Below are 20,768 nucleotides of genomic sequence, written 5' to 3'. Positions count from 1 at the left end.
TCCCATCATATCAAAGAACGTAACTGAGATAAAATCACTATTCATTAATCTGTCTCTAACTGCAGATCATTTCCAGTAAGCTGAATCAAATCTTTTGTTGTATACGTACCTTGCTCTAAAACCCGCACTGCTTGTAATCGAATGGCCCGCTCAATTACATTTCTGACATACCTTGCATTAGAAAAGTTCCTATTCTTTTCATAGAGCTTTTTATAAAGATGATTTCGCAGTTCTCTTTCTGCTTCCATTGTAAGTTTGTATTCTCTGATGGAAGCCATTTGTTTTGCGATCTCCATTAATTGATTGACTTCATAATTTGCAAACTCAAGGATAAAAGGAAATCTCGATTCTAAACCAGGGTTAAACGTCAAAAAGCGGTCCATCTCATAGGGATAACCAGCTAAAATAAGTACAAAATCATCATGATTGTCCTCCATATGCTTTACTAATGTGTCAATTGCTTCTTTGCCAAAATCCTTTTCACCGCCCCGTGCCAAGGAGTAAGCTTCATCAATGAACAATACGCCCCCCATTGCTTTTTGAATGATTGCCCGGGTTTTTTGTGCGGTTTGACCAATATACTCCCCAACCAAGTCCGCTCTTTCAGCTTCTATAAAATGTCCTTTTGAAAGAATATTCATTTCATAATACATTTTAGCCAGTTTTCTAGCTACCGTCGTTTTACCTGTCCCAGGGTTTCCTTTGAAAAGCATATGCAATACTTGCCTTGAACTTTTTAGTCCCATTTCTTTTCGTTTTTCATTCATTAAGATGGTTGCATAAATTTCTTTAACTGTCTGTTTCAAATTATTCATTCCTACAAAGGAAGAAAAAGCTGTATCCACTTTGCTGAACGGACTATTTTCAATAGATAGTGGTTTTGAGTTAAGTTCAGTATCTTTTCGATCCTGCAAAACTATATTGATTTTTCCATTTTTATATCCCTGCATCTGTGTCACTGTGAAATCACCCCTTATTCAATCCCATTATACGCAAACAGGGAGATTTGCGTGACAATAGCCCATGATGAGGAATTCGAAATGCATTTGCAGATGTTTGAATATTATTTCAACCATATAATCAGGAAAACGGACGCTGCAATTAGCGTCCGTTTGAATAGCTATTCTTTATCCAATGTTACATTTTTAACTGGAGCAAAGGTTGAGATAGCATGTTTAAAAATAAGCTGCTGTTTACCATCCGTTTCAACTAAAACTGTAAAATTGTCAAATGCTTTAACTATACCCCTTAATTGAAAGCCATTTGTTAAGATTACAGTCACTGAGATATGATTTTTTCTCAATTGATTTAAGTATTGATCCTGAATATTGACTGATTGAGCCATCAAACTTCCTCCTCTTTTCTATCTGTATGTATTAATTCTATCATTTTTTCAAAATTCCTGCTAATTCCTTGAAAATTAATGAAAAATCTTTATCGATTGTAGAGGGTGTTACAGAATACCAAGAGATATTCATTTTATTTTTAAACCAGGTATATTGTCTTTTGGCATATCTTCTGGAATTTCGTTTTAATAATTCTATGGTTTCGTCCAAGCTTTGTTCGCCTTTAAAATAGCTGATCCATTCTTTATAGCCAATCGCTTTCATCGATTGACAATCAGCATATCCTTTATCGTATAGCTTTTTTACTTCTGTAAGCAAACCTTCTTCAATCATCTGGTCTACCCGCTTGTTTATTCGTTCATACAGTAACGTTCTTGACATTTCTAATCCAAGTAATATGGGATTATATGGAGACTCCATTACTTGATTTTTTTCATAATCGCTCATTGTCATTCCAGTTGTTTCATAGATTTCTATTGCTCGAATGACACGACGATGATTATTTGGATGAATTTTTTTTGCTTGCTCTGAATCGATTCGCTCCAGCTGCTGATATAGTGACATAATTCCTTCTGTTTGTGCTCTTTCCTCCAGCTTTTTCGAGAGTATCGGGTTCCTCTTGCGTTCGGAAAAATTATAGTCATAAAGTGCTGCTTGTATATACAATCCACTGCCGCCAACAATAATTGGCAGTTTTCCACGTGCTGTAATATCTGTTATGTATTGCTGCACCAGCTCCTTAAAATCAGCTGCAGAGAATTCCTCATCCGGTTCTCTTATATCAAGCATGAAATGCGGAATACTTTGCATTTCCTCCTGCTTAATTTTCGCTGTACCTATATCTAGCCCTTTATATACTTGCATGGAGTCTCCGCTGATAATTTCACCATTAAATCGCTTAGCAAGCTCAATACTCAATTTCGTTTTACCAACAGCGGTCGGTCCCATAATTGCAACTACATTTTTTTTCATAGTATTCCCCTACATTACATTTTTATTCATAGGCTGTATATGCCTTTAACATCCATACTTCTTTCTCTAGCTGTCCTTGTAGTGTTATTAACAAATCTGATGTTGGTTCATCATTTGAATCCTCAGCAAGCGGGATTCCTGCTTGTTTAATTTCGGATATGATTTGAGTGAAATCATGAATTAATTGTTGAATGATCTCCTTCTCTTTATCATCTGCATTCGCTTCCTCCAATGTTGATTCTTTTAAATACTTGCTCATTGTAGCAAGCGGCTTTCCCTCAATCATTAAAATCCGTTCCGCGATTTCATCCATATCTGCCGCAAATCGAGTGTACAATTCCTCCATCTTTTCATGCAGCTGAAAAAAATGTCTCCCTTGAACAAACCAATGGTAGCGATGTAATTTAACATACATAACAAAGTAGTTTGACAGTAATTGATTTAAAAAATTCACTAGCTTTTGATTATCCAATTTACCCACACCTAAATTGTATTTGCATTGATGCATAGTATTAGCTTTGTCAAGGAGTGGGCAAATTATACATTTTAAATATAATCCTGTACGGATATAGCAGTATGGAATATTAATTCGAAAACCATAATATATTGACTCAATTTACTTACCAAACTATGCTAATATCCAAGTATGTTGGACTTCACTTTTTTCATATGAACAATATATAGACTTCTAACTAACTGCTAAGGTATGAGTAAGTCCCGCCGTCCGGGATTGCTTCGGGCAGATGCTTTCCGTGGGCACGGCCTCAGCCGAAAACCACTTCCTGCGAGTCTTCAGACACGTGCTATTCCCACAGGACAAGGAATGCTTCGTCAGCATTTAGATCCTATTTTCAAGGAGTCACCGCCCTACGCTCACCCCGACTGGTTAGAATGAAAACTTTGTTTATGTTGCTGCTGTGGAAGGTAGCAAAGCAAAAGTGTGTTTCCGGAGCGGGCATACGCACAACCCGTAATTGCACAATCCGAAGTTTCTTTCAAATACGGCGAACTAAATTTGGGTTAGTTACATAACTCGCTTGAACATTTTTTCCAATTCATACGTTGAAAAGTGAACGATGATTGGTCTGCCGTGTGGACATGTGAATGGATCGGTTGTTGTCCGCAAATCTTCCAGGAGTCGAAACATTTCTTCTTGCTTTAGATAATGGTTTGCCTTGATGGAACGTTTGCAGGACATTAAAATTGCTGCTTCCTCACGAATCGATTCAATATTTAATTTCTCTTCATTCATAATTTGCTCGACCATCTCACGTATAATCTCTTCCTCAAATCCTTTCGGAAACCAATTCGGATGTGAGCGGATTACATAGGTTTGATTCCCAAAAGCTTCGAAAAATAAACCTACTTTTTCAAAGCTCTCTTTATGTTGTTCAATAAATATTGTTTCTGGTTTTGAGAATTCAAAGGTCATTGGTATGAGCAGTTCCTGAGATTCATTGATGGGCTTACCTAATTTCCCTTTAAAGAATTCATATTTGATTCTTTCCTGTGCAGCATGCTGATCAATCATATATAGCCCGTTTTCATTTTGTGCCAAAATGTAAGTGCCTTGCAGCTGTCCAATTGGATACATAGTGGGTACACGTTGTTTGGCCTCTTCTCCTGGTTGTACTTCATCTACTTCCTGTTGTAATTCCTTTATTTCTGGAATAGGAGAGCTACTCTGTTCAGCTTCTTTTTCGCTTGTTGTATATTTTTCCACGTTTTCTGAAGAAAGAGTTTCCGGATCTCTAATCTCCTGGACTGTCGGATTAAAAGTTATTTCCTGTTCTTTTGACTGCCAGCCACGACTTTCAGACTCTTTATCGACTATAGGTTTATCAAAATTTATTACATGCTGAATCGAGTGCTCTTTCGGCTTCACTTTTCTTTCCATTTCTGGAATTAACGTGATTTCCCGAAACTTTTGCTTAATCGTTTCTTCTATCGCTGTAAAGAGTTCCCTGTCTTTACTAAATCGCACCTCTAGCTTCGTTGGATGAACATTCACATCAACAAGTATTGGATCCATTTTAATTGATAAAACAACAATAGGTGACCGCCCTATTGGCAGAAGCGTGTGATAGGCACGAATAACCGCTTGGTTCAATGCTGCGCTTCGTATATAGCGTCCATTAATTATTGTAGAAACATAGGCCCTAGAAGCTCTTGTTACTTCAGGCTTTGCAATATAGCCCTCTATTGAAAAATCGAGTGTCTCATGCTTAATTCGAAGCATCTTCTTAGCAATATTCATTCCATAAATTTGCGAAATTACTTGCAGAACATCGCCGGTTCCAGCTGTTCTGAATAAGCCTTTTCCATTATGAGTAGCCTCAAATCGTATTTCTGGATGAGAAAGTGCTAATCGATTCAGCAGGTCTGTTATATGGCCTAATTCCGTATGCAAGCTCTTCATATATTTCAGTCTAGCCGGCGTGTTGAAGAAAAGGTCCTCCACTGTAATTTCAGTTCCCTTGCGAGCATCTGATTTTTTCTTTTCCAGTAACTTGCCACCCTCTAGTGACAAAAATGTACTTGCAGCATCACCTTGTGAGGTTTTAATGGTTAGTCTGCTGACAGATGCTATACTTGCTAAAGCTTCTCCACGAAATCCCAAAGTTTTCACATGAAATAAATCCGTCTCGTTTCTTATTTTACTTGTAGCATGCCGGAGGAACGCTTTTGTTGAGTCTTCTTCGGACATCCCGTCACCATTATCCCTAATTTTAATCTGCTGTAAGCCAGCTTCCACGATATCAATTCTAATCCATGTACTGTTTGCATCAATGCTATTTTCGACGAGCTCTTTGACGACAGAAGCCGGCCGTTCAACAACCTCTCCTGCAGCGATTTTATTCGCGAGGTTCTCAGACATTTGTATAATCGTCATGCAAACAATCCTTTCTTATTGCTTCACCATTTTTTGCAGTCTGTACAATTCATTCATTGCTTCCATTGGTGTCATTTCAAATAAATTCAAGTCTTTTAATTCTGTTGCAACCGTATGCTGCTTAACAGGCTGTCTTTCCTTATTCACAGGTGTCTTCTCCTCAACAAAGAAGCTTAATTGACCAGCTTCTATTTTTTCTGTATTCGGTGTTGGATTAACATCACTTTTTTCCAACTGCTCTAAAATAACAGTAGCCCTCTCGATCAAAGCATCTGGCAGCTCTGCAAGCTTCGCAACATGGATACCATAGCTTTGATCTGCTGCACCTTCTTTAATCTGATGAAGAAATACAACTTTTCCTTCATTTTCTTCTGCACGAACATGAATATTTTTAAGATTCGATAATGAATTTTCCAGTTCCGTCAGTTCATGATAATGGGTTGAAAATAATGTTTTGGCATGAATATTATTATGGATATATTCGACAATCGCTTGTGCTAGAGCCATCCCATCATATGTACTCGTGCCACGTCCGATTTCATCCAATAGGATAAGACTTCGTTCTGTTGCATTGGCAATGGCATGATTCGCTTCAAGCATCTCAACCATGAATGTGCTTTGTCCTGAAACCAAATCATCTGCTGCACCTATCCGTGTAAATATTTGATCAAATATGATTAAATCTGCTTCTTCGCAAGGCACGAAACAACCGATCTGCCCCATAATAGCAGTTAATGCCAGCTGTCGCATATATGTGCTTTTACCAGACATATTAGGTCCAGTAATTAACAATATATGCTTATCCTCATCCAATGTAATATCGTTCGGTACAAACGAGCCTTCCTTCATGACCTGCTCCACAACTGGATGTCTTCCACTTTTAATCATTAAACTTTTATTTCCAAATGTTGGACGCTTATAGTTATTTTCTTCACTAACTGTTGCAAACGCTTGTAGAACATCAATTTTACTTACAACATCTGCGAGCTGTTGAAGCTCAGGAATATGTGCTTTTATTTTCTCTCTAATTTCAATAAACAACGTATATTCAAGATCTACACTTTTTTCCTCTGCTTCCAGAATAAGAACCTCTTTTTCCTTCAGTTCAGGAGTGATGTACCGTTCTGCATTTGTTAATGTTTGTTTTCGTTCATATCTTCCTTCAGGCAATAGAGGAATATTGGCCTTTGTCACCTCGATATAATAACCAAATACACGATTATAGCCTATTTTTAGAGATTTAATATTGGTTTCTTCTCTTTCCTTTTGTTCAAGTTCCGCAATCCAGGTTTTCCCGTTTTTAGATGCATCACGGTAAGAATCTAATGTTTCATTATAGCCATGCTTAATAATCGATCCTTCTTTAATGGATATTGGCGGATTATCTACAAGACTAGCATCTAATAATTTGACAAGATACTCTGGGTAGACAAGCTGTTCTGCAAGTTTGCTAAGCTCCTTTACTTGAAATTGCTCTAATGTATTTTTTAACTCTGGAATCTTTTGCAGTGACACTTTTAATTGAATTAAATCTTTAGCATTTACGTTGCCGAATGCAATTCTTCCAGCTAAACGTTCAAGGTCATAAACAGACTTTAAGACCTCGCGCAATGTATCACGCTCCATAAACCCTCGATAAAATCCCTCAACCGCTTCAAGCCGTGCTTCGATTTTATTACGATCAAGCAACGGCCGCTCCAGCCATTTTTTTAGCATTCGTGATCCCATTGCGGTTGCAGTTTTATCTAATACCCAAAGCAGGCTTCCTTGTTTGCCTTTTTTCATAATTGTTTCCGTTAATTCCAAATTTCGTTTGGAATACATATCAAGAGACAGATGGTCCTTTAATTTAATAACTTCTGCAGGCTGAAGATGGTCAAGAGATCTTTTTTGTGTATTTTGGATATAATTCAAAAGACGACTAAATGCTTTCATTAAACGTTCATCATTTAGGTTCTCACTTAGATTGCGATATTCCGCACTAAATGTTACTTCATTTTGATAGGAAAGCGTAACATTTAATCTTTCCTTCAACTGGTTCTGCATTTCTTCCGGTAAATTTGAAGAAATAACAATCTCTCGAATCGGCTGGTTATACAGTTCATGGATAACCGAATCCCATCCACCTGTTATTAAAGCAAGGTGATTTTCCCCTGTTGATAAATCATTATAGGCAATTACAAACGATCCATCCTTAAAGTGGGATAGACTGGCAATATAATTGTTTTCTCCTTCTTTTAGCATGTTGCTTTCCATTACCGTACCTGGTGTAATGAGTTGTACAACCTCTCTTTTCACTACACCCTTTGCGGTTTTTGGATCTTCTACTTGTTCGCAAATAGCCACTTTATAGCCTTTTTCAATTAGTGTTTTTATATAATTTTCAGCGGAATGATGGGGAACCCCACACATCGGAATCTCTGCTTCGCTTTTTCCGCCACCTCGTTTTGTAAGTGTTATTTCAAGCTCTCTAGCAGCAGATATTGCATCCTCATAAAACATCTCATAAAAATCACCCAACCGGTAAAATAGGAATGCATCTTTATACTCTGCTTTTATTTTCAAGTATTGTTCCATCATCGGTGTAACCTTAGCCATCGTAAATCCTCCAACTGCCCAAAAATATTCTTCTGCAATTATAGCATAAATTAAGCACGATAGTTGAAATGAAAAATTTATAACTGTTCATCTAACGTCGTTAATCGATTACATTATTTTTATCCTTATAAAACTGTAATGTATCACATCCTATAATAAAACAACAAAAAAAGCGAGAGTATTATCCCTCGCAATTTTTTAATCCTTCTTATGGAAAAAATCTGGCTTAACATCCTTCGCTTCATCTTCCGTCATTTCGAATTCCCATGCTTCATCATCATCGTCATCCAACTTATCCCAATTTGGATTTACCTTTACATATACTTTTGTATCGCCAATAATTTGGACAATAAATTCACGCTCAACTTCAACTGTGACTTTATTTCCTTTACTAGCGATCTTGCATTCCAAACAATTTGGCTGTTGAATGACTTTAGCAATCACATCATATTCGTCATTGATTGATTTCTCATCTTTAATAGACAGTGGGATGATATCACTATACGTCACTCTTTCGGTAACCACTTCCGTTTTCGTGTTGTCATTGTAAGAATACCAAACATTTATATCGTAGCTTCCGTTAATTTCTACCGTGTCCTCCGATTTTTTCTTCGCATTATATAAATGATTGATAACCCAGCAGCCTAGAATGCTTGAAGGGCTATGCGATGGAGAAATAGAATGGTTATCCTGCGTGAACTTTCTTCCTTTTCCACAGACTGCTTTTGTTATGATTTCTCTATATTCTTTATCAAGAAAAGTCATGATTACTCTTACCTCCTCTTTTTTCATAGTCATTTTATGCAAGACAAATACCTAAAGTGCATAGCATTTCATGAAAAGCAGGATTAGTAGGGCTTTAAGTGCTTTATTTATTATTTTTTTACGTTCTGGATTGTTTCATTAGTCTATTCCATTTCCGTATACTTTGTGAACTTTACAATCTAATCCCATATAAAAACCAGGCATAAAATTTTGCCTGGTTTTTTAATTAATAGCTGCAACCGGAGTTATCTTTTATTTTAGATCCTGTTTCGCCTGCAAGGACATCCCCACCGGTGGATTCTATAACGTTATTCGTCACTTCACGTGCAATTGTTTTTGAAACGAGCTGTAAAACATCGTTAACAACAATTTGCGTTTCTTTAAATTCCTGTACAACTGGTATGCTGTCAATCTCTTCTTGAAGGCGATCAATCTCAGCTTCAATTCGTTTTAATGCTTCTCTTTTTTCATATGCTTGAAAATTAACAGCCTGTTTCTGCAAGGTTTTGATTTTTTGAATTAGCTTTTGAACCTTTTGATTTCCATTAAGCTTTGCTTCCACCTGCTTGAAACGATCAATTTCTTCAGTATTGGCCAGCATTGATGCTAGCTTTTTTGCCTCATCTAGTACTTCCTTGCGATTATATTCAGCCATTTTAATTCACCTCAACTGTGTTTTCAACCATTACGCCATCTAATGACCATGTTTTTGCTTCTGTAATGTTAACTTCAACAATTTTACCAATGGATGATCTTGGTCCTTTAAAGTTTACAAGCTTATTTTTCTCTGTATATCCTGCAAGAACATCTGGATCTTTCTTACTCTCGCCTTCTACAAGCACTTTAACCGTTTTCCCTTTATACTGTTTCATCGACTCAGCAGACTGTTTATTAACGAGCTCATTCAAACGATAGAGACGTTGTTTTTTAACCCCTTCAGGAACATCGTCTTTCTTCCTTGCTGCTGGAGTACCTTCCCGTGGTGAATAAATATAGGTATAGGCTGCTTCAAAGCCTACTTCCTCCATCAATGTCATTGTCTCTTCAAATTGCTCTTCTGTTTCATTAGGGAAACCAACAATAATATCCGTTGTTAGTGTTACATTCGGAATTGCTTTACGAATTTTGCGGACTAATTCAAGATATTCTTCTCTCGTATATTTACGATTCATTTTTTTAAGAATTTCACTGCTTCCAGATTGTACAGGAAGGTGAATGTGATCCAATAAGTTACCGCCTTGTGCTAACACTTCGATTAAGCGGTCATCAAAGTCTCTAGGGTGAGAAGTTGTAAAGCGCACCCTTGGGATATCAATTTTGTGAATGTCATTCATTAGGTCACCAAGACCGTATTCAATATCCTCGAAATCTTTTCCATACGCGTTTACATTTTGACCTAGCAATGTTACTTCCTGATAGCCTTGTGCAACTAAATGGCGCACCTCTTGAATGATATCCTGCGGACGACGACTTCTTTCTTTGCCGCGTGTCATCGGAACAATACAGTAAGTACAGAATTTATCACAGCCATACATAATGTTTACCCATGCTTTAATCTTACCATTACGTACCTTTGGAAGGTTTTCAATAACATCCCCTTCTTTGGACCATACTTCTACAATCATTTCTTTTCCAAACAGCGCCTCTTTCACTAGCTGTGGCAGACGGTGGATATTATGAGTTCCGAAAATAAGATCAATATGCTGGTGTTTCTTTAAAATTCGATTTACTACAGATTCTTCTTGAGACATACACCCGCAGACTCCTATAATCAGGTCAGGTTTTTCTAATTTCAGCGGTTTTAAATGCCCGATTTCACCAAATACTTTATTCTCTGCGTTTTCACGAATTGCACACGTATTTAACAAAATAATGTCAGCTTCATTCGTGTCTGCGGTAGCCTCATAGCCCATTTCAGTTAAAATACCAGCCATTACTTCCGTATCGTGTTCATTCATTTGGCAGCCATAGGTACGAATTAAAAATTTCTTCCCTTTTCCAATATCGGCTACATCTTCTGGAATAGCAAAATCATAATGAATTTGTACCTCTTCATTCCGACGCTTTCTCGCCTTCTTAATATCAGGAGATTGTGGTTCATAACTTGTCTGGAAATATTTTGAGATCATTTCATCACTTGACGTATTTTTAATCCGTTCTATGTTAGTATCTACTTGATTAATTTGAGCTTGTTGTTTACGTTGTTCTTCGTTCATCAAGAAACTCCTTTCAGGTCAATTTCACATTATGTATAGGTATACAATAGTAAAGTATAAAGCTTCTAACTAAATTTAACAATACTTCTAACTAGAGAGCAAATAAAAACCTTCCTAACAATAATAGGAAGGTTACTAAATTCGTCACACTATCTTGGTTCAACTATTAACTTAATGGCCGTACGTTCTTCATTGTCAATTAAAATATCCGTAAATGCTGGGATACAAATTAAATCCACTCCGCTTGGTGCGACAAACCCTCTTGCAATGGCTACTGCTTTTACAGATTGATTAAGTGCTCCTGCACCAATCGCCTGAATTTCTGCTGTGCCACGCTCCCTTAAGACATTCGCAAGTGCGCCTGCTACTGAATTTGGATTTGATTTAGCTGAAACTTTTAATACTTCCATTACTAGTACCTCCTTCATGCGCTAATGTAGTTATATTGCTACTATATTCGTGGAGATGTTAGCTTATTCCCTATTATGCATCTAAGATTCTAAGAATTCAATTAATCAACCGAAGAATGGGTGATCTTCATTGATAATAATCCGTTCTATCTTAATTGCTTTACCCGAATTATCATCAATTGTAACAACTATTCCATTTAATTGTGTTCTACCCGTCTTTGTTATTTCGAAACGTACTGGAAGAGATGTTAAAAACCGTTTAAGTACCGCTTCCCGGTCCACTCCTAAAATTCCATCATAAGGGCCAGTCATCCCGACATCTGATATATATGCAGTTCCGCCTGGTAAAATTCGTTCGTCCGCAGTTTGAGTATGTGTATGTGTACCGACAACTGCACTTACTTTTCCATTTAAGTACCATCCGATTGCCTGCTTTTCGCTTGTTGCTTCTCCATGAAAATCAACAAAAATAAGATTCGTTCTTTTTTTAGCTTCTTCAATTAATTTATCTGCTTTTTTGAACGGATCATCAATTGCCGGAAGAAATGTTCTTCCTTGAAGATTGATAACAGCTACTTCTTTTCCATTAATATTAATATAGACGATTCCTTTTCCCGGATTATTTTCCGGAAAATTAGCTGGCCGAATCATGTATTTCGCATCATCAATAAATTCAAAGATTTCTTTTTTATCCCAAGTATGATTACCCATCGTAATTACTTGAGCTCCCCATTCCAAAAATTGTTTATAAATCTTTTCTGTAATTCCTTTACCAGAAGCAGCGTTTTCGCCGTTAATAATTGTCATATTCGGGCGATATTTTTCCTTCAATCGAGGCAAATATTCTTGAACCATGTCACGCCCTGGTGAACCAACAACATCACCAATAAATAAAATTTTCATCGTTCTATCATCCTATCGTTTATAATAGTATAAGTTTTTCACATTGAAAGCTGATTGTCAAAAAATAGCACGAGTATTAAGCGTCTGAACTACACTAGCTGATGTTTTATTTCATTGCATTAGGCACGTAAAAGAGCACAGATACCGTTTAAGATATCTGTGCTCTTTTTTCTTATTTCGCATATTCAACTGCTCTTGTTTCCCGAATAACTGTCACTTTAATATGACCAGGATAATCGAGCTCTGATTCTATCCGTTTTCGTATATCACGTGCTACGCGAACAGATTCAATATCATCAATTTCATCAGGCCTTACCATAATTCGAATTTCTCTACCAGCCTGTATAGCGAATGATTTCTCTACTCCTTCAAAGGACTCGGAAATTTCTTCAAGCTTTTCTAAACGTTTGATGTAATTTTCAAGTGTCTCACTTCTTGCACCTGGTCTTGCAGCAGACAACGCATCGGCTGCGGCTACCAGTACTGCAATAACTGAAGTAGCTTCTTCATCGCCATGGTGGGATGCAATCGAATTAATGACAACCTCATGCTCTTTGTACTTGATTGCCAGCTCTTTCCCAATTTCAACGTGACTGCCTTCCACTTCGTGATCAATCGCCTTACCAATATCATGAAGCAATCCAGCTCTTTTCGCTAATGTCACGTCCTCACCAAGTTCTGCAGCGAGCAATCCAGACAAGTAAGCAACCTCAGTTGAGTGTTTCAGTACATTCTGTCCATAGCTTGTACGATATTTTAGACGACCAAGTATTTTTACTAGATCTGGGTGTAATCCATGTATTCCAACTTCAAACGTTGTCTCTTCTCCAACTTCGCGTATATATTCGTCAACTTCTCTTCTGGCTTTATCGACCATCTCTTCGATTCTTGCTGGATGAATACGACCATCCTGTACCAGCTTCTCTAATGCCATTCGAGCTGTTTCTCGCCTTATTGGATCGAAACCAGATAATATAACCGCTTCTGGTGTATCATCAATAATCAAGTCAATACCTGTTAACGTTTCTAAAGTTCGTATGTTACGACCTTCCCGACCAATAATACGACCCTTCATTTCATCATTCGGAAGGTTAACGACAGAAACGGTTGTCTCTGCAACGTGATCAGCCGCACAACGCTGTAAAGCTAGAGAAAGGAGGCTTTTCGCCTTCTTGTCCGACTCTTCTTTCGCTCTATTTTCAGCTTCCTTAATCATTACAGCAGCTTCATGTTTTGTTTCTTTTTCGATTCGTTCTAAAATAATCTGCCTAGCCTGGTCCGTTGTATATCCTGAAATGCGCTCAAGCTCAGTTTGCTGCTCTTGTTTCATAGCTTCCACTTTGCTTTCCATTTCTTCAATTTGTTGTTGTCTGTCTGTCAGAGATTGTTCTTTCTTCTCTAACATTAATTCACGCTTGTCTAATGTTTCACTTTTTCTGTCCAGGTTTTCTTCTTTTTGCATCAGACGGTTTTCCTGTTTTTGAGCTTCCATTCGACGCTCACGTAACTCTTCTTCTGTCTGCTGACGAAGCTTGTGATTTTCATCCTTTGCTTCAAGAAGCGCTTCTTTTTTAATCGCATCTGCATTTCTGCGAGCTTCTTCCATCTTTTGTTTTGCGAAGGTTTCCGCACTGGAAATTTTAGCTTCTGCAATAGATTTACGTATCAGATAACCAACAACAATACCGACGATCAGAGCAAGCAAAATGGAGATGATTAAAAGAATAATGTCCATGATTTCACCTCCTATTGCTATAAAGTTGTACAATTCATATTGTCGGCATGTAACATTCTGAATGCATTAAACATTAAAGTAACTTTATAATAGAATTATAAAATTATACATCTTTAATTTTAATTGTGAAAACAGCTAATGTCAAGAAAACCCATGGCTATATGTATAAAAACTTTCCAAATTGTGGTTCGGTCTCTGAAATTATGAATAAATCGGTATAATAATGCTGATTCTATTTTTCACTTTTCCAGCAAAATAAAAAACCTTGATCATGCGATAAACAACCGATCAAGGTTTTATATGCTTACATATCCAAAGTTTCCTGCTCAGTTGTTTCTTTGCTGTCACTCGATTTCTCTTCTGCTTCTGTACCATCATCGTCCAAGTTATAGTGCTTACGAATTTCGCCATGAATTTCATTCGTGATTGCTTCATTTTCTAATAGGAACTGCTTTGAGTTTTCACGGCCTTGTCCCAGTCTTTCTCCCTTGTAGGAATACCATGCACCACTCTTAAGCACTACATCCAGTTCAGAACCGATATCAAGAATTTCTCCTTCTTTCGAAATTCCTTTACCATACATAATATCGACTTCAGCTTGTTTGAATGGTGGTGCTACTTTATTTTTAACAACCTTAATTCTAGCTCTATTTCCAACTGCATCATTTCCAGCTTTCAATGTTTCTGCACGACGTACCTCTAAACGAACAGAAGAATAGAACTTAAGTGCACGTCCACCTGGCGTTGTCTCCGGGTTTCCGAACATAACGCCTACTTTTTCGCGAATTTGGTTAATGAAAATCGCCGTTGTTTTTGACTTATTAATTGCTCCGGAAAGTTTTCTTAACGCTTGTGACATTAATCGTGCTTGCAACCCAACATGTGAGTCCCCCATGTCACCCTCAATTTCTGCTTTTGGCACAAGTGCAGCTACTGAGTCAACAACAATAATATCTACAGCACCGCTTCGTACAAGTGCCTCTGCGATTTCCAGTGCTTGCTCACCTGTGTCAGGCTGCGATAAAAGCAATTCATCGATATTTACACCTAAGGCTCTCGCATAAATTGGATCCAACGCATGCTCAGCATCAATAAAAGCAGCTTGTCCGCCTTGTCTTTGTGCTTCAGCAATTGCATGGAGTGCAACGGTTGTTTTACCTGATGACTCCGGTCCATATATTTCAATAACTCTTCCACGCGGGTATCCACCAATACCTAATGCGACATCCAACGCTAGCGATCCACTAGGGATGGTTGCTATTTTCTGTGCTTCATTTTCACCGAGTTTCATAATGGAGCCTTTACCAAATTGTTTCTCTATTTGTCTCAAAGCCATATCTAAAGCTTGTTTTCTATCACTCAACGAAACTACCTCCTTGATTTATCTATATTCATCATACATGTTTTTTCGGCATTTGCCAAGCAAAAAACGAATAGATGTTCCTATATTTTCGAAGTAAAAATTATCCATGATTCGTATTTTTAACACATTCAAACAGCTAAACTATTATTTCTCACTAAAAACTGCTCTATTTTATGATTTTAAATAATTAAATAAAAGCTCCAAACCTTTCAAACTTGCTCTTTTCCGAATGGCAGAACGTGCGCCATTAAACAAAAATGATTCTACTTCTTTAAAACCATTCACATCAGAAATAGCAATATAAACTTTCCCTGCTGGCTGGCCTTCTATTTCATCAGGTCCTGCTACACCTGTAAAACTGATTCCAATTTGTGAAGCAAACTTCTTTCGAATCTGTTCTGCCATCTCAACTGCACACGCTTCACTGACAGTGCCATTCTCCTGAATCGTTTGCTCAGCTACACCGAGAATATTTTGTTTGATTGCTGCATCATAACATACTAGCCCACCAGGGCACACACATGATGCTCCGCTTACAGATATAATTTTTTCGGTAAACATCCCACCAGTTAAACTTTCAGCAGCGGCAATTTTTTTATTTTCACTCTGCAGCAGCTGCACAATGACTTGTTCGATTGTCTGATCATTTTCCCCAAAGAAGTGATCACCGACCCTTGCTAAAATCTGCTCTTTTGTTTTTCCGAGCAGTTCATCAAGCAGCTTCTCAGATGCCCCTTTTGCTGTTAATCGGATAACGACTCCGTCATCCTGAGCAAGCGGTGCAATGGTTGGATTAGTTTGTTCAAGAATTAAATCTTTTAATTCATGCTCCAATGTTGACTCGCCAATACCAATAAATTTCAGCACTAGTGACTTTATCATCTGCTCATCACCAGTCAAATTACGCAAGAACGGCACAATTTCGTCCGTTGTAATCCGTTTCATTTCTCTTGGAACTCCCGGAAGGAAATACCATACCTTTCCTTCCAGCTCTATTTTCATTCCCGGTGCCATTCCTGCATTATTTTCCAATACAGTGCATCCTTTAAAAATTCGTGCTTGCTTGCGATTGTTTGGAGTCATCTTTGAAGTATGATTCTTAAAATACCTTTCAATTTTATCGAGTGTTGCTTGATGCTCCACCATTTCCAGCTTACTTACCTGCTGGAAAGCCTCTCTTGTTAAATCATCATCGGTTGGGCCGAGACCGCCAGTAACAATAATAATATCGGATCTATTTTGTGCTTGCAAAAACGCCTCTTCAACACGGTTTAAATTGTCTCCTACGACAGTATGATTATAGACATTGATCCCATACTGTGCCAGTTGCTGGGATAACCATTGTGCATTCGTGTTCGCAATTTGTCCAAGCAACAACTCTGTACCAACTGCCACAATTTCTGCTTTTAATTGTTTCATTCGTTCGACTCCTTCATCACATGCCAGTTTTTAACGAAATAATCAACACCGGATATTACTGTAAAGAACAATGCGATATATAACATAATCATACCAAACGGAAAATCAATATATGCAAAGGGAAAGTTATGGAGCAATAAAACTGCAATAGCTATCATTTGTGTGGCTGTTTTCAATTTACCCATTTTTCCTGCAGCAAGTACAATTCCTTCACCCGCAGCAACGAGGCGTAATCCAGTTACTGCAAATTCCCTGCTTATAATAATGATAACAACCCAAGCTGGTGCTAACCCCATCTCAATTAACAAAATAAGCGCAGCTGAAACAAGCAATTTATCTGCTAAGGGGTCCATAAACTTTCCTAAATTGGTAACTAAATTATATTTTCTTGCATAATAACCATCAATCCAATCCGTGCCCGCTGCGATAATAAAAATTAAGGCAGCTACAAAATGTGCAACCGGTAAATCTGCAGCTCCGATATCCCATGTCCCCCAGTCCAAAGGCAAGCTAAGTAAAAGGATAAAAATTGGTATCATCATAATACGTGATAATGTGAGTCGATTTGGTAAATTCATTTGTTTGTTTCCTCCTAAATTTTTAAATTGATTGATAAAACTGATATAAAAACCCTTCCACATAGGTAAAGGGAAGGGTTTTATCACACATTAGCGGGGCTGTAATACCTCACATCTAAAATACGAGGGAACCAATAGAAGTGATGGTGTGGGGGAATAAAACAGCCCGTAAATTCCTGATTTTGTTCAAGGGCCAGCGTATCTCCCTTGTTGCAATAACATTCAGTGAGCCAAAAGGACGCCTAACTGAAAGTGGTTTCACTTTGTCTATGGTATTCAGTTTCTACAACAACCTGCCATATAAACTTTAACGCGCAATATTTAAATTCAAGCGCTGATGTACATACTGTTCAGCATCAGCAGGGTACTCCAGCTCAACACCATTAATAGAGATTTTTAAAGCAGGAGCGTACCCCACATTAAAGGAAATTGTTTCTGCATCACTGATATCAATTTCTTCCGGCGATTCGTCAGCTGAAAAACTGCTATTATAAAATGACTCTCCACCTTCTTCTCGGATTTCTAACCATGTATGATGTTCAGAATCAGCAGATTCCAATGTAAGAATTATTTCGTCACCGCCATTTGTCATTTCGATTGTAGAAACCGGCTGAGAACCAGTTCCTTCCTCTGTAACATTAAACTCAGGCTCTGTTTGAGCATCTGATTCTTCCTGAGAGTCCTCTTCGTTTTCTTCTTTATTTGCATTTTCAGCTGAACCATCTGCTTTGTTTTCAGCATCATCATTCCCTGAACCTGTATCATTCGGATTTGTAATAATCACATTATCATCTGGTTCCTCTACTGGATTTGCTGAATCCCCAGCCATATTTTCCCGAATAAACCACCAAGCAACAAAGACAATACCTATAATCAATAAAACTACAATAATAGTGGGGATTAGGGAAGCTATGCCACCGGAATTCTTCTCAGTATGATTTTCTTTCCTTGTCCGCTGCATTCTTGTATATTGTACATTCTCTTCTTCTGTACTTGGAATTTCTTCTTTATGTTCTTCTAGTAATTCATTGGGATTTAACCCTACTGCATTTGCATATTCTTTAATAAATGCTCTTGCATAGAACTTGCCAGGCAAAATATGCAAGTTTCCTTCTTCGATTGCCACTAAATATCTTTTTTGAATTTTTGTCGTTTCCTGCAGACTATCCAAAGATAACCCACTAGCAAGACGTGCCTCTTTCAGCTTCGCCCCTACATCCATATATAACACCTTCCATTTTATAGGTAGTTCAAAAAGTCTGGCACAAAGGACACCTCAGTTGAACTTCGACCAAACTGCCGACACGTCCAGTGCCGAACGTCGAAGTTATCACATCCTTGGAAGCTCCAATACTCAAAACCTCGCTGCCTTGAGTTTTTGGTCCTTTTTATCCAACTTTTTCAACATGAACTTTTAGAAATCAAACATTGAAAAGCCATTATTATTACTGAACTGATCTCGCTCTACCGGTTCATATGTAATCTCTTCATTTACATCTGTGCGTAACTCAATAATATAATCAAAGTCGTCCATACTATACTCTGTAGACTGCACAAAGACATCTGGATGCTCAACTACTTTAACCGTGGGCAGCTGCATAATTTCGCGGATTAATTGCCAATGTTTCTCATTAGCCATTCTTTTGGAGAGAACCCCATCAATAATATATACATTATCTTGATTATATTCTCCCTCAATTAATTGATTACGAACTGTTTGTTTAATCATTGTACTTGATACAAACAACCAGCGTTTACTTGCACAAACACTAGCAGCTACAATAGATTCCGTCTTGCCCACTCGGGGCATTCCGCGAATCCCGATTAGCTTATGACCATCTTGCTTATATAGCTCTGCCATAAAATCAACAAGAAGTCCCAATTCATCTCTAACAAATCGAATCGTTTTCCTGTCGTCGTGGTCAGTATGTATATATTTCCCATGACGAACTGCCATTTTATCTTTAAGCTTAGGTTTCCGTAATTTAAATAATTTAATCGTATCCATTGTTTGCAGAATGGACTTTAAACGCATTATATTTTCATCGTGTTTGGATAAGAGCAGCATACCTCTTCGGGCATTCTCAACACCATTTATTGTAATTATGTTAATCGAAAGCATCCCTAATAAAGAAGAAATATCCCCAAGTAAACCAGGACGGTTAATTTGAATTTCGTATTCAAGATACCATTCTGTCCTATCCATAATAAGCCCCTTTATTTTACATACTTTATTTATATTAAGCAATTGATAGCTCGGATAATAATTTATTACATATATTCCACATTAGTAACAGTTAAAACATTAAGCTTGATACACCACATTGATAACCTTTAAACCTCTATAAGTAATATAACATTATTTTCATTTTTTCTAAATAGCAATTACCATAGTTTTCATATAATTTTTAGCTTATACATAAAAAAGCCATATAGTAGATACTATATAGCCCTTTATTCTATAAGATTTACAATCGCCGGCTTCTTATTGCTGTTTTTGGACAAGCTTAATCATTATATTTGCAATAGCTTGCTGCTCTTGTTCAGTTGCAGCGTTCCATAGCTCTTTTAAAACCGCTTCCTCGCTGTTTTTAGCATCAACGCTCTGAGCAAGATAATCACCTACTTCAGCAGCGACCGCTGACATTGTTTGCTGATCCATACCTTGCTGCTGCGCTTGCTGAATTCGATTGGCCAAAAAACCTTTCCACGTATCAAAATTATCTAATACAGACATTAGTGAGCCTCCTTCATTCATAATATCTTGCATAGTATATGAAGGTTGGCGTAATTTATACAGCCAAATGAACAAACAAACAACACATAAAATAAAATGTCTAACACCTGGACGCCCTACCAGCCTCCATTTATATTAATAATTTCTCCCTGAATATAGGCTGACCTTTCATCAAGCAAAAAACTGACCGTTTGAGCTACCTCGCTGGGCTGGCCTGCTCTGCTCATTGGAATTTCATCTATAATTGCTTGCTTTTCTTCTTCCGTTAAATGATGATTCATCTTCGTTTCAATGTAACCTGGACTTATCCCATTAACAGAAATCCCAGAAGGGGCTACTTCCTTCGCCAAGGCCTTTATAAAGCTGTTTTGCGCACCCTTAACAGAAGAATAGATGACTTCATAACTAGCACCAACATTTCCCCAGATTGAAGTAATCATAATGATATTTCCTTTCCTGCTTGCTATCATTGGCGGCAAAAGATGTTTGGTAATCATCCATGGTGCTTTCACATGTAATGCTAACAGCGTATCCATAGCCTCTTCTGAAGTATCCTGCAATAATCCGTAATAAGCAGTGCCGCCTGCAAAGATAATACCATCCACTGGAAAGACCAGCTTTGTTAAGAAATGCTTAATCTCATCTTGATTGCTTAAATCTGCCTGAATCACAGCAAGCACTGATTCATTCGTTAGACGTTCCCGCAGCAAATCAATGCCAGTTCTATTTTTATGATAATGCAACAATAATCGGTAGCCATCCAGAGCAAGACGTTCAGCGATTGCGTATCCAATATCACCGCTTGCTCCGATAATTAATATATTTTTCCCCAT

Annotated in this window: 19 protein-coding genes; all 19 read right to left on the bottom strand. The window is 37.7% G+C overall.

Features of this window, described 5'->3' with window-relative positions; translation table 11 throughout:
• Nucleotides 1–44: 44 nt before the first annotated feature.
• Nucleotides 45–959: a stage V sporulation protein K gene (gene spoVK / locus NSQ77_RS19760; RefSeq protein WP_339227793.1), complete on the bottom strand. Its 915-nt coding sequence runs from the start codon at nucleotides 957–959 to the stop codon at nucleotides 45–47.
• Nucleotides 960–1,120: 161 nt separating this feature from the next.
• Nucleotides 1,121–1,345: an RNA chaperone Hfq gene (hfq, locus tag NSQ77_RS19755; protein ID WP_095308785.1), complete on the bottom strand. Its 225-nt coding sequence runs from the start codon at nucleotides 1,343–1,345 to the stop codon at nucleotides 1,121–1,123.
• 40 nt (nucleotides 1,346–1,385) lie between these two features.
• Complete coding sequence (gene miaA, locus NSQ77_RS19750) at nucleotides 1,386–2,318, bottom strand: tRNA (adenosine(37)-N6)-dimethylallyltransferase MiaA (protein ID WP_339227792.1); 933 nt, start codon at nucleotides 2,316–2,318, stop codon at nucleotides 1,386–1,388.
• Nucleotides 2,319–2,340: 22 nt separating this feature from the next.
• Nucleotides 2,341–2,790 carry a DNA starvation/stationary phase protection protein gene (locus NSQ77_RS19745; protein WP_339227791.1) on the bottom strand — a complete coding sequence of 150 codons (450 nt, stop codon included), beginning with the start codon at nucleotides 2,788–2,790 and terminating at the stop codon, nucleotides 2,341–2,343.
• A gap of 552 nt (nucleotides 2,791–3,342) precedes the next feature.
• On the bottom strand, nucleotides 3,343–5,211 hold the full coding sequence (mutL, locus tag NSQ77_RS19740; RefSeq protein WP_339227790.1) for a DNA mismatch repair endonuclease MutL: 1,869 nt from the start codon (nucleotides 5,209–5,211) through the stop codon (nucleotides 3,343–3,345).
• Between the two features lie 15 nt (nucleotides 5,212–5,226).
• The gene (mutS, locus tag NSQ77_RS19735) at nucleotides 5,227–7,809 is read right to left on the bottom strand and encodes a DNA mismatch repair protein MutS (RefSeq protein ID WP_339227789.1); all 2,583 of its coding nucleotides are present in this window, start codon (nucleotides 7,807–7,809) and stop codon (nucleotides 5,227–5,229) included.
• A 198-nt stretch (nucleotides 7,810–8,007) separates the two neighbouring features.
• Nucleotides 8,008–8,574 (bottom strand): outer spore coat protein CotE, encoded by a 567-nt coding sequence (gene cotE, locus NSQ77_RS19730; RefSeq protein ID WP_339227788.1) that lies wholly within the window; start codon nucleotides 8,572–8,574, stop codon nucleotides 8,008–8,010.
• A 226-nt stretch (nucleotides 8,575–8,800) separates the two neighbouring features.
• On the bottom strand, nucleotides 8,801–9,229 hold the full coding sequence (locus NSQ77_RS19725) for a YlbF family regulator (protein ID WP_339227786.1): 429 nt from the start codon (nucleotides 9,227–9,229) through the stop codon (nucleotides 8,801–8,803).
• A 1-nt stretch (nucleotide 9,230) separates the two neighbouring features.
• Nucleotides 9,231–10,790 (bottom strand): tRNA (N6-isopentenyl adenosine(37)-C2)-methylthiotransferase MiaB, encoded by a 1,560-nt coding sequence (gene miaB / locus NSQ77_RS19720; protein WP_339227785.1) that lies wholly within the window; start codon nucleotides 10,788–10,790, stop codon nucleotides 9,231–9,233.
• 149 nt (nucleotides 10,791–10,939) lie between these two features.
• Entirely contained in the window at nucleotides 10,940–11,200 is a 261-nt protein-coding gene (locus NSQ77_RS19715) for a stage V sporulation protein S (protein ID WP_011066027.1), read from the bottom strand.
• Between the two features lie 105 nt (nucleotides 11,201–11,305).
• Complete coding sequence (locus NSQ77_RS19710; protein ID WP_339227784.1) at nucleotides 11,306–12,103, bottom strand: TIGR00282 family metallophosphoesterase; 798 nt, start codon at nucleotides 12,101–12,103, stop codon at nucleotides 11,306–11,308.
• A gap of 172 nt (nucleotides 12,104–12,275) precedes the next feature.
• Nucleotides 12,276–13,838 carry a ribonuclease Y gene (gene rny, locus NSQ77_RS19705; RefSeq protein ID WP_339227782.1) on the bottom strand — a complete coding sequence of 521 codons (1,563 nt, stop codon included), beginning with the start codon at nucleotides 13,836–13,838 and terminating at the stop codon, nucleotides 12,276–12,278.
• Nucleotides 13,839–14,142: 304 nt separating this feature from the next.
• Nucleotides 14,143–15,201, bottom strand: a complete 1,059-nt coding sequence (gene recA, locus NSQ77_RS19700; protein WP_339227780.1) for a recombinase RecA — start codon at nucleotides 15,199–15,201, stop codon at nucleotides 14,143–14,145.
• Nucleotides 15,202–15,372: 171 nt separating this feature from the next.
• Nucleotides 15,373–16,620 carry a competence/damage-inducible protein A gene (locus NSQ77_RS19695; RefSeq protein ID WP_339227778.1) on the bottom strand — a complete coding sequence of 416 codons (1,248 nt, stop codon included), beginning with the start codon at nucleotides 16,618–16,620 and terminating at the stop codon, nucleotides 15,373–15,375.
• Nucleotides 16,617–17,198: a CDP-diacylglycerol--glycerol-3-phosphate 3-phosphatidyltransferase gene (gene pgsA, locus NSQ77_RS19690; protein ID WP_339227777.1), complete on the bottom strand. Its 582-nt coding sequence runs from the start codon at nucleotides 17,196–17,198 to the stop codon at nucleotides 16,617–16,619. Before pgsA ends, NSQ77_RS19695 begins: the two co-directional genes overlap by 4 nt.
• A gap of 307 nt (nucleotides 17,199–17,505) precedes the next feature.
• A complete protein-coding gene (locus NSQ77_RS19685; protein WP_339227776.1) occupies nucleotides 17,506–18,420 on the bottom strand; it encodes a helix-turn-helix domain-containing protein in 915 nt (304 codons plus the stop codon).
• Nucleotides 18,421–18,612: 192 nt separating this feature from the next.
• The gene (locus tag NSQ77_RS19680) at nucleotides 18,613–19,404 is read right to left on the bottom strand and encodes a DUF3388 domain-containing protein (protein WP_339227775.1); all 792 of its coding nucleotides are present in this window, start codon (nucleotides 19,402–19,404) and stop codon (nucleotides 18,613–18,615) included.
• 279 nt (nucleotides 19,405–19,683) lie between these two features.
• The gene (locus NSQ77_RS19675) at nucleotides 19,684–19,935 is read right to left on the bottom strand and encodes a DUF3243 domain-containing protein (RefSeq protein WP_339227774.1); all 252 of its coding nucleotides are present in this window, start codon (nucleotides 19,933–19,935) and stop codon (nucleotides 19,684–19,686) included.
• Nucleotides 19,936–20,051: 116 nt separating this feature from the next.
• A complete protein-coding gene (locus NSQ77_RS19670; RefSeq protein ID WP_339227773.1) occupies nucleotides 20,052–20,768 on the bottom strand; it encodes an SDR family oxidoreductase in 717 nt (238 codons plus the stop codon).

This window comes from Oceanobacillus sp. FSL K6-2867 (assembly GCF_037963145.1).
Taxonomy (GTDB): Bacteria; Bacillota; Bacilli; order Bacillales; family Amphibacillaceae; genus Oceanobacillus.
The sequence above is the reverse complement of the archived record's forward strand: the minus strand, read 5'-3'. Positions and strand labels throughout refer to the sequence as shown.

Excerpts from the sequence above, each read along its gene's own strand:
- NSQ77_RS19670 (WP_339227773.1), bottom strand. The coding sequence starts at position 20,768 with ATGGGGAAAAATATATTAATTATCGGAGCAAGCGGTGATATTGGATAC.
- NSQ77_RS19715 (WP_011066027.1), bottom strand. The coding sequence starts at position 11,200 with ATGGAAGTATTAAAAGTTTCAGCTAAATCAAATCCAAATTCAGTAGCA.
- miaB (WP_339227785.1), bottom strand. The coding sequence starts at position 10,790 with ATGAACGAAGAACAACGTAAACAACAAGCTCAAATTAATCAAGTAGAT.
- NSQ77_RS19725 (WP_339227786.1), bottom strand. The coding sequence starts at position 9,229 with ATGGCTGAATATAATCGCAAGGAAGTACTAGATGAGGCAAAAAAGCTA.
- hfq (WP_095308785.1), bottom strand. The coding sequence starts at position 1,345 with ATGGCTCAATCAGTCAATATTCAGGATCAATACTTAAATCAATTGAGA.
- cotE (WP_339227788.1), bottom strand. The coding sequence starts at position 8,574 with ATGACTTTTCTTGATAAAGAATATAGAGAAATCATAACAAAAGCAGTC.
- pgsA (WP_339227777.1), bottom strand. The coding sequence starts at position 17,198 with ATGAATTTACCAAATCGACTCACATTATCACGTATTATGATGATACCA.
- NSQ77_RS19685 (WP_339227776.1), bottom strand. The coding sequence starts at position 18,420 with ATGGATGTAGGGGCGAAGCTGAAAGAGGCACGTCTTGCTAGTGGGTTA.
- miaA (WP_339227792.1), bottom strand. The coding sequence starts at position 2,318 with ATGAAAAAAAATGTAGTTGCAATTATGGGACCGACCGCTGTTGGTAAA.
- NSQ77_RS19675 (WP_339227774.1), bottom strand. The coding sequence starts at position 19,935 with ATGTCTGTATTAGATAATTTTGATACGTGGAAAGGTTTTTTGGCCAAT.
- NSQ77_RS19710 (WP_339227784.1), bottom strand. The coding sequence starts at position 12,103 with ATGAAAATTTTATTTATTGGTGATGTTGTTGGTTCACCAGGGCGTGAC.
- NSQ77_RS19680 (WP_339227775.1), bottom strand. The coding sequence starts at position 19,404 with ATGGATAGGACAGAATGGTATCTTGAATACGAAATTCAAATTAACCGT.
- NSQ77_RS19695 (WP_339227778.1), bottom strand. The coding sequence starts at position 16,620 with ATGAAACAATTAAAAGCAGAAATTGTGGCAGTTGGTACAGAGTTGTTG.
- rny (WP_339227782.1), bottom strand. The coding sequence starts at position 13,838 with ATGGACATTATTCTTTTAATCATCTCCATTTTGCTTGCTCTGATCGTC.
- mutL (WP_339227790.1), bottom strand. The coding sequence starts at position 5,211 with ATGACGATTATACAAATGTCTGAGAACCTCGCGAATAAAATCGCTGCA.
- mutS (WP_339227789.1), bottom strand. The coding sequence starts at position 7,809 with ATGGCTAAGGTTACACCGATGATGGAACAATACTTGAAAATAAAAGCA.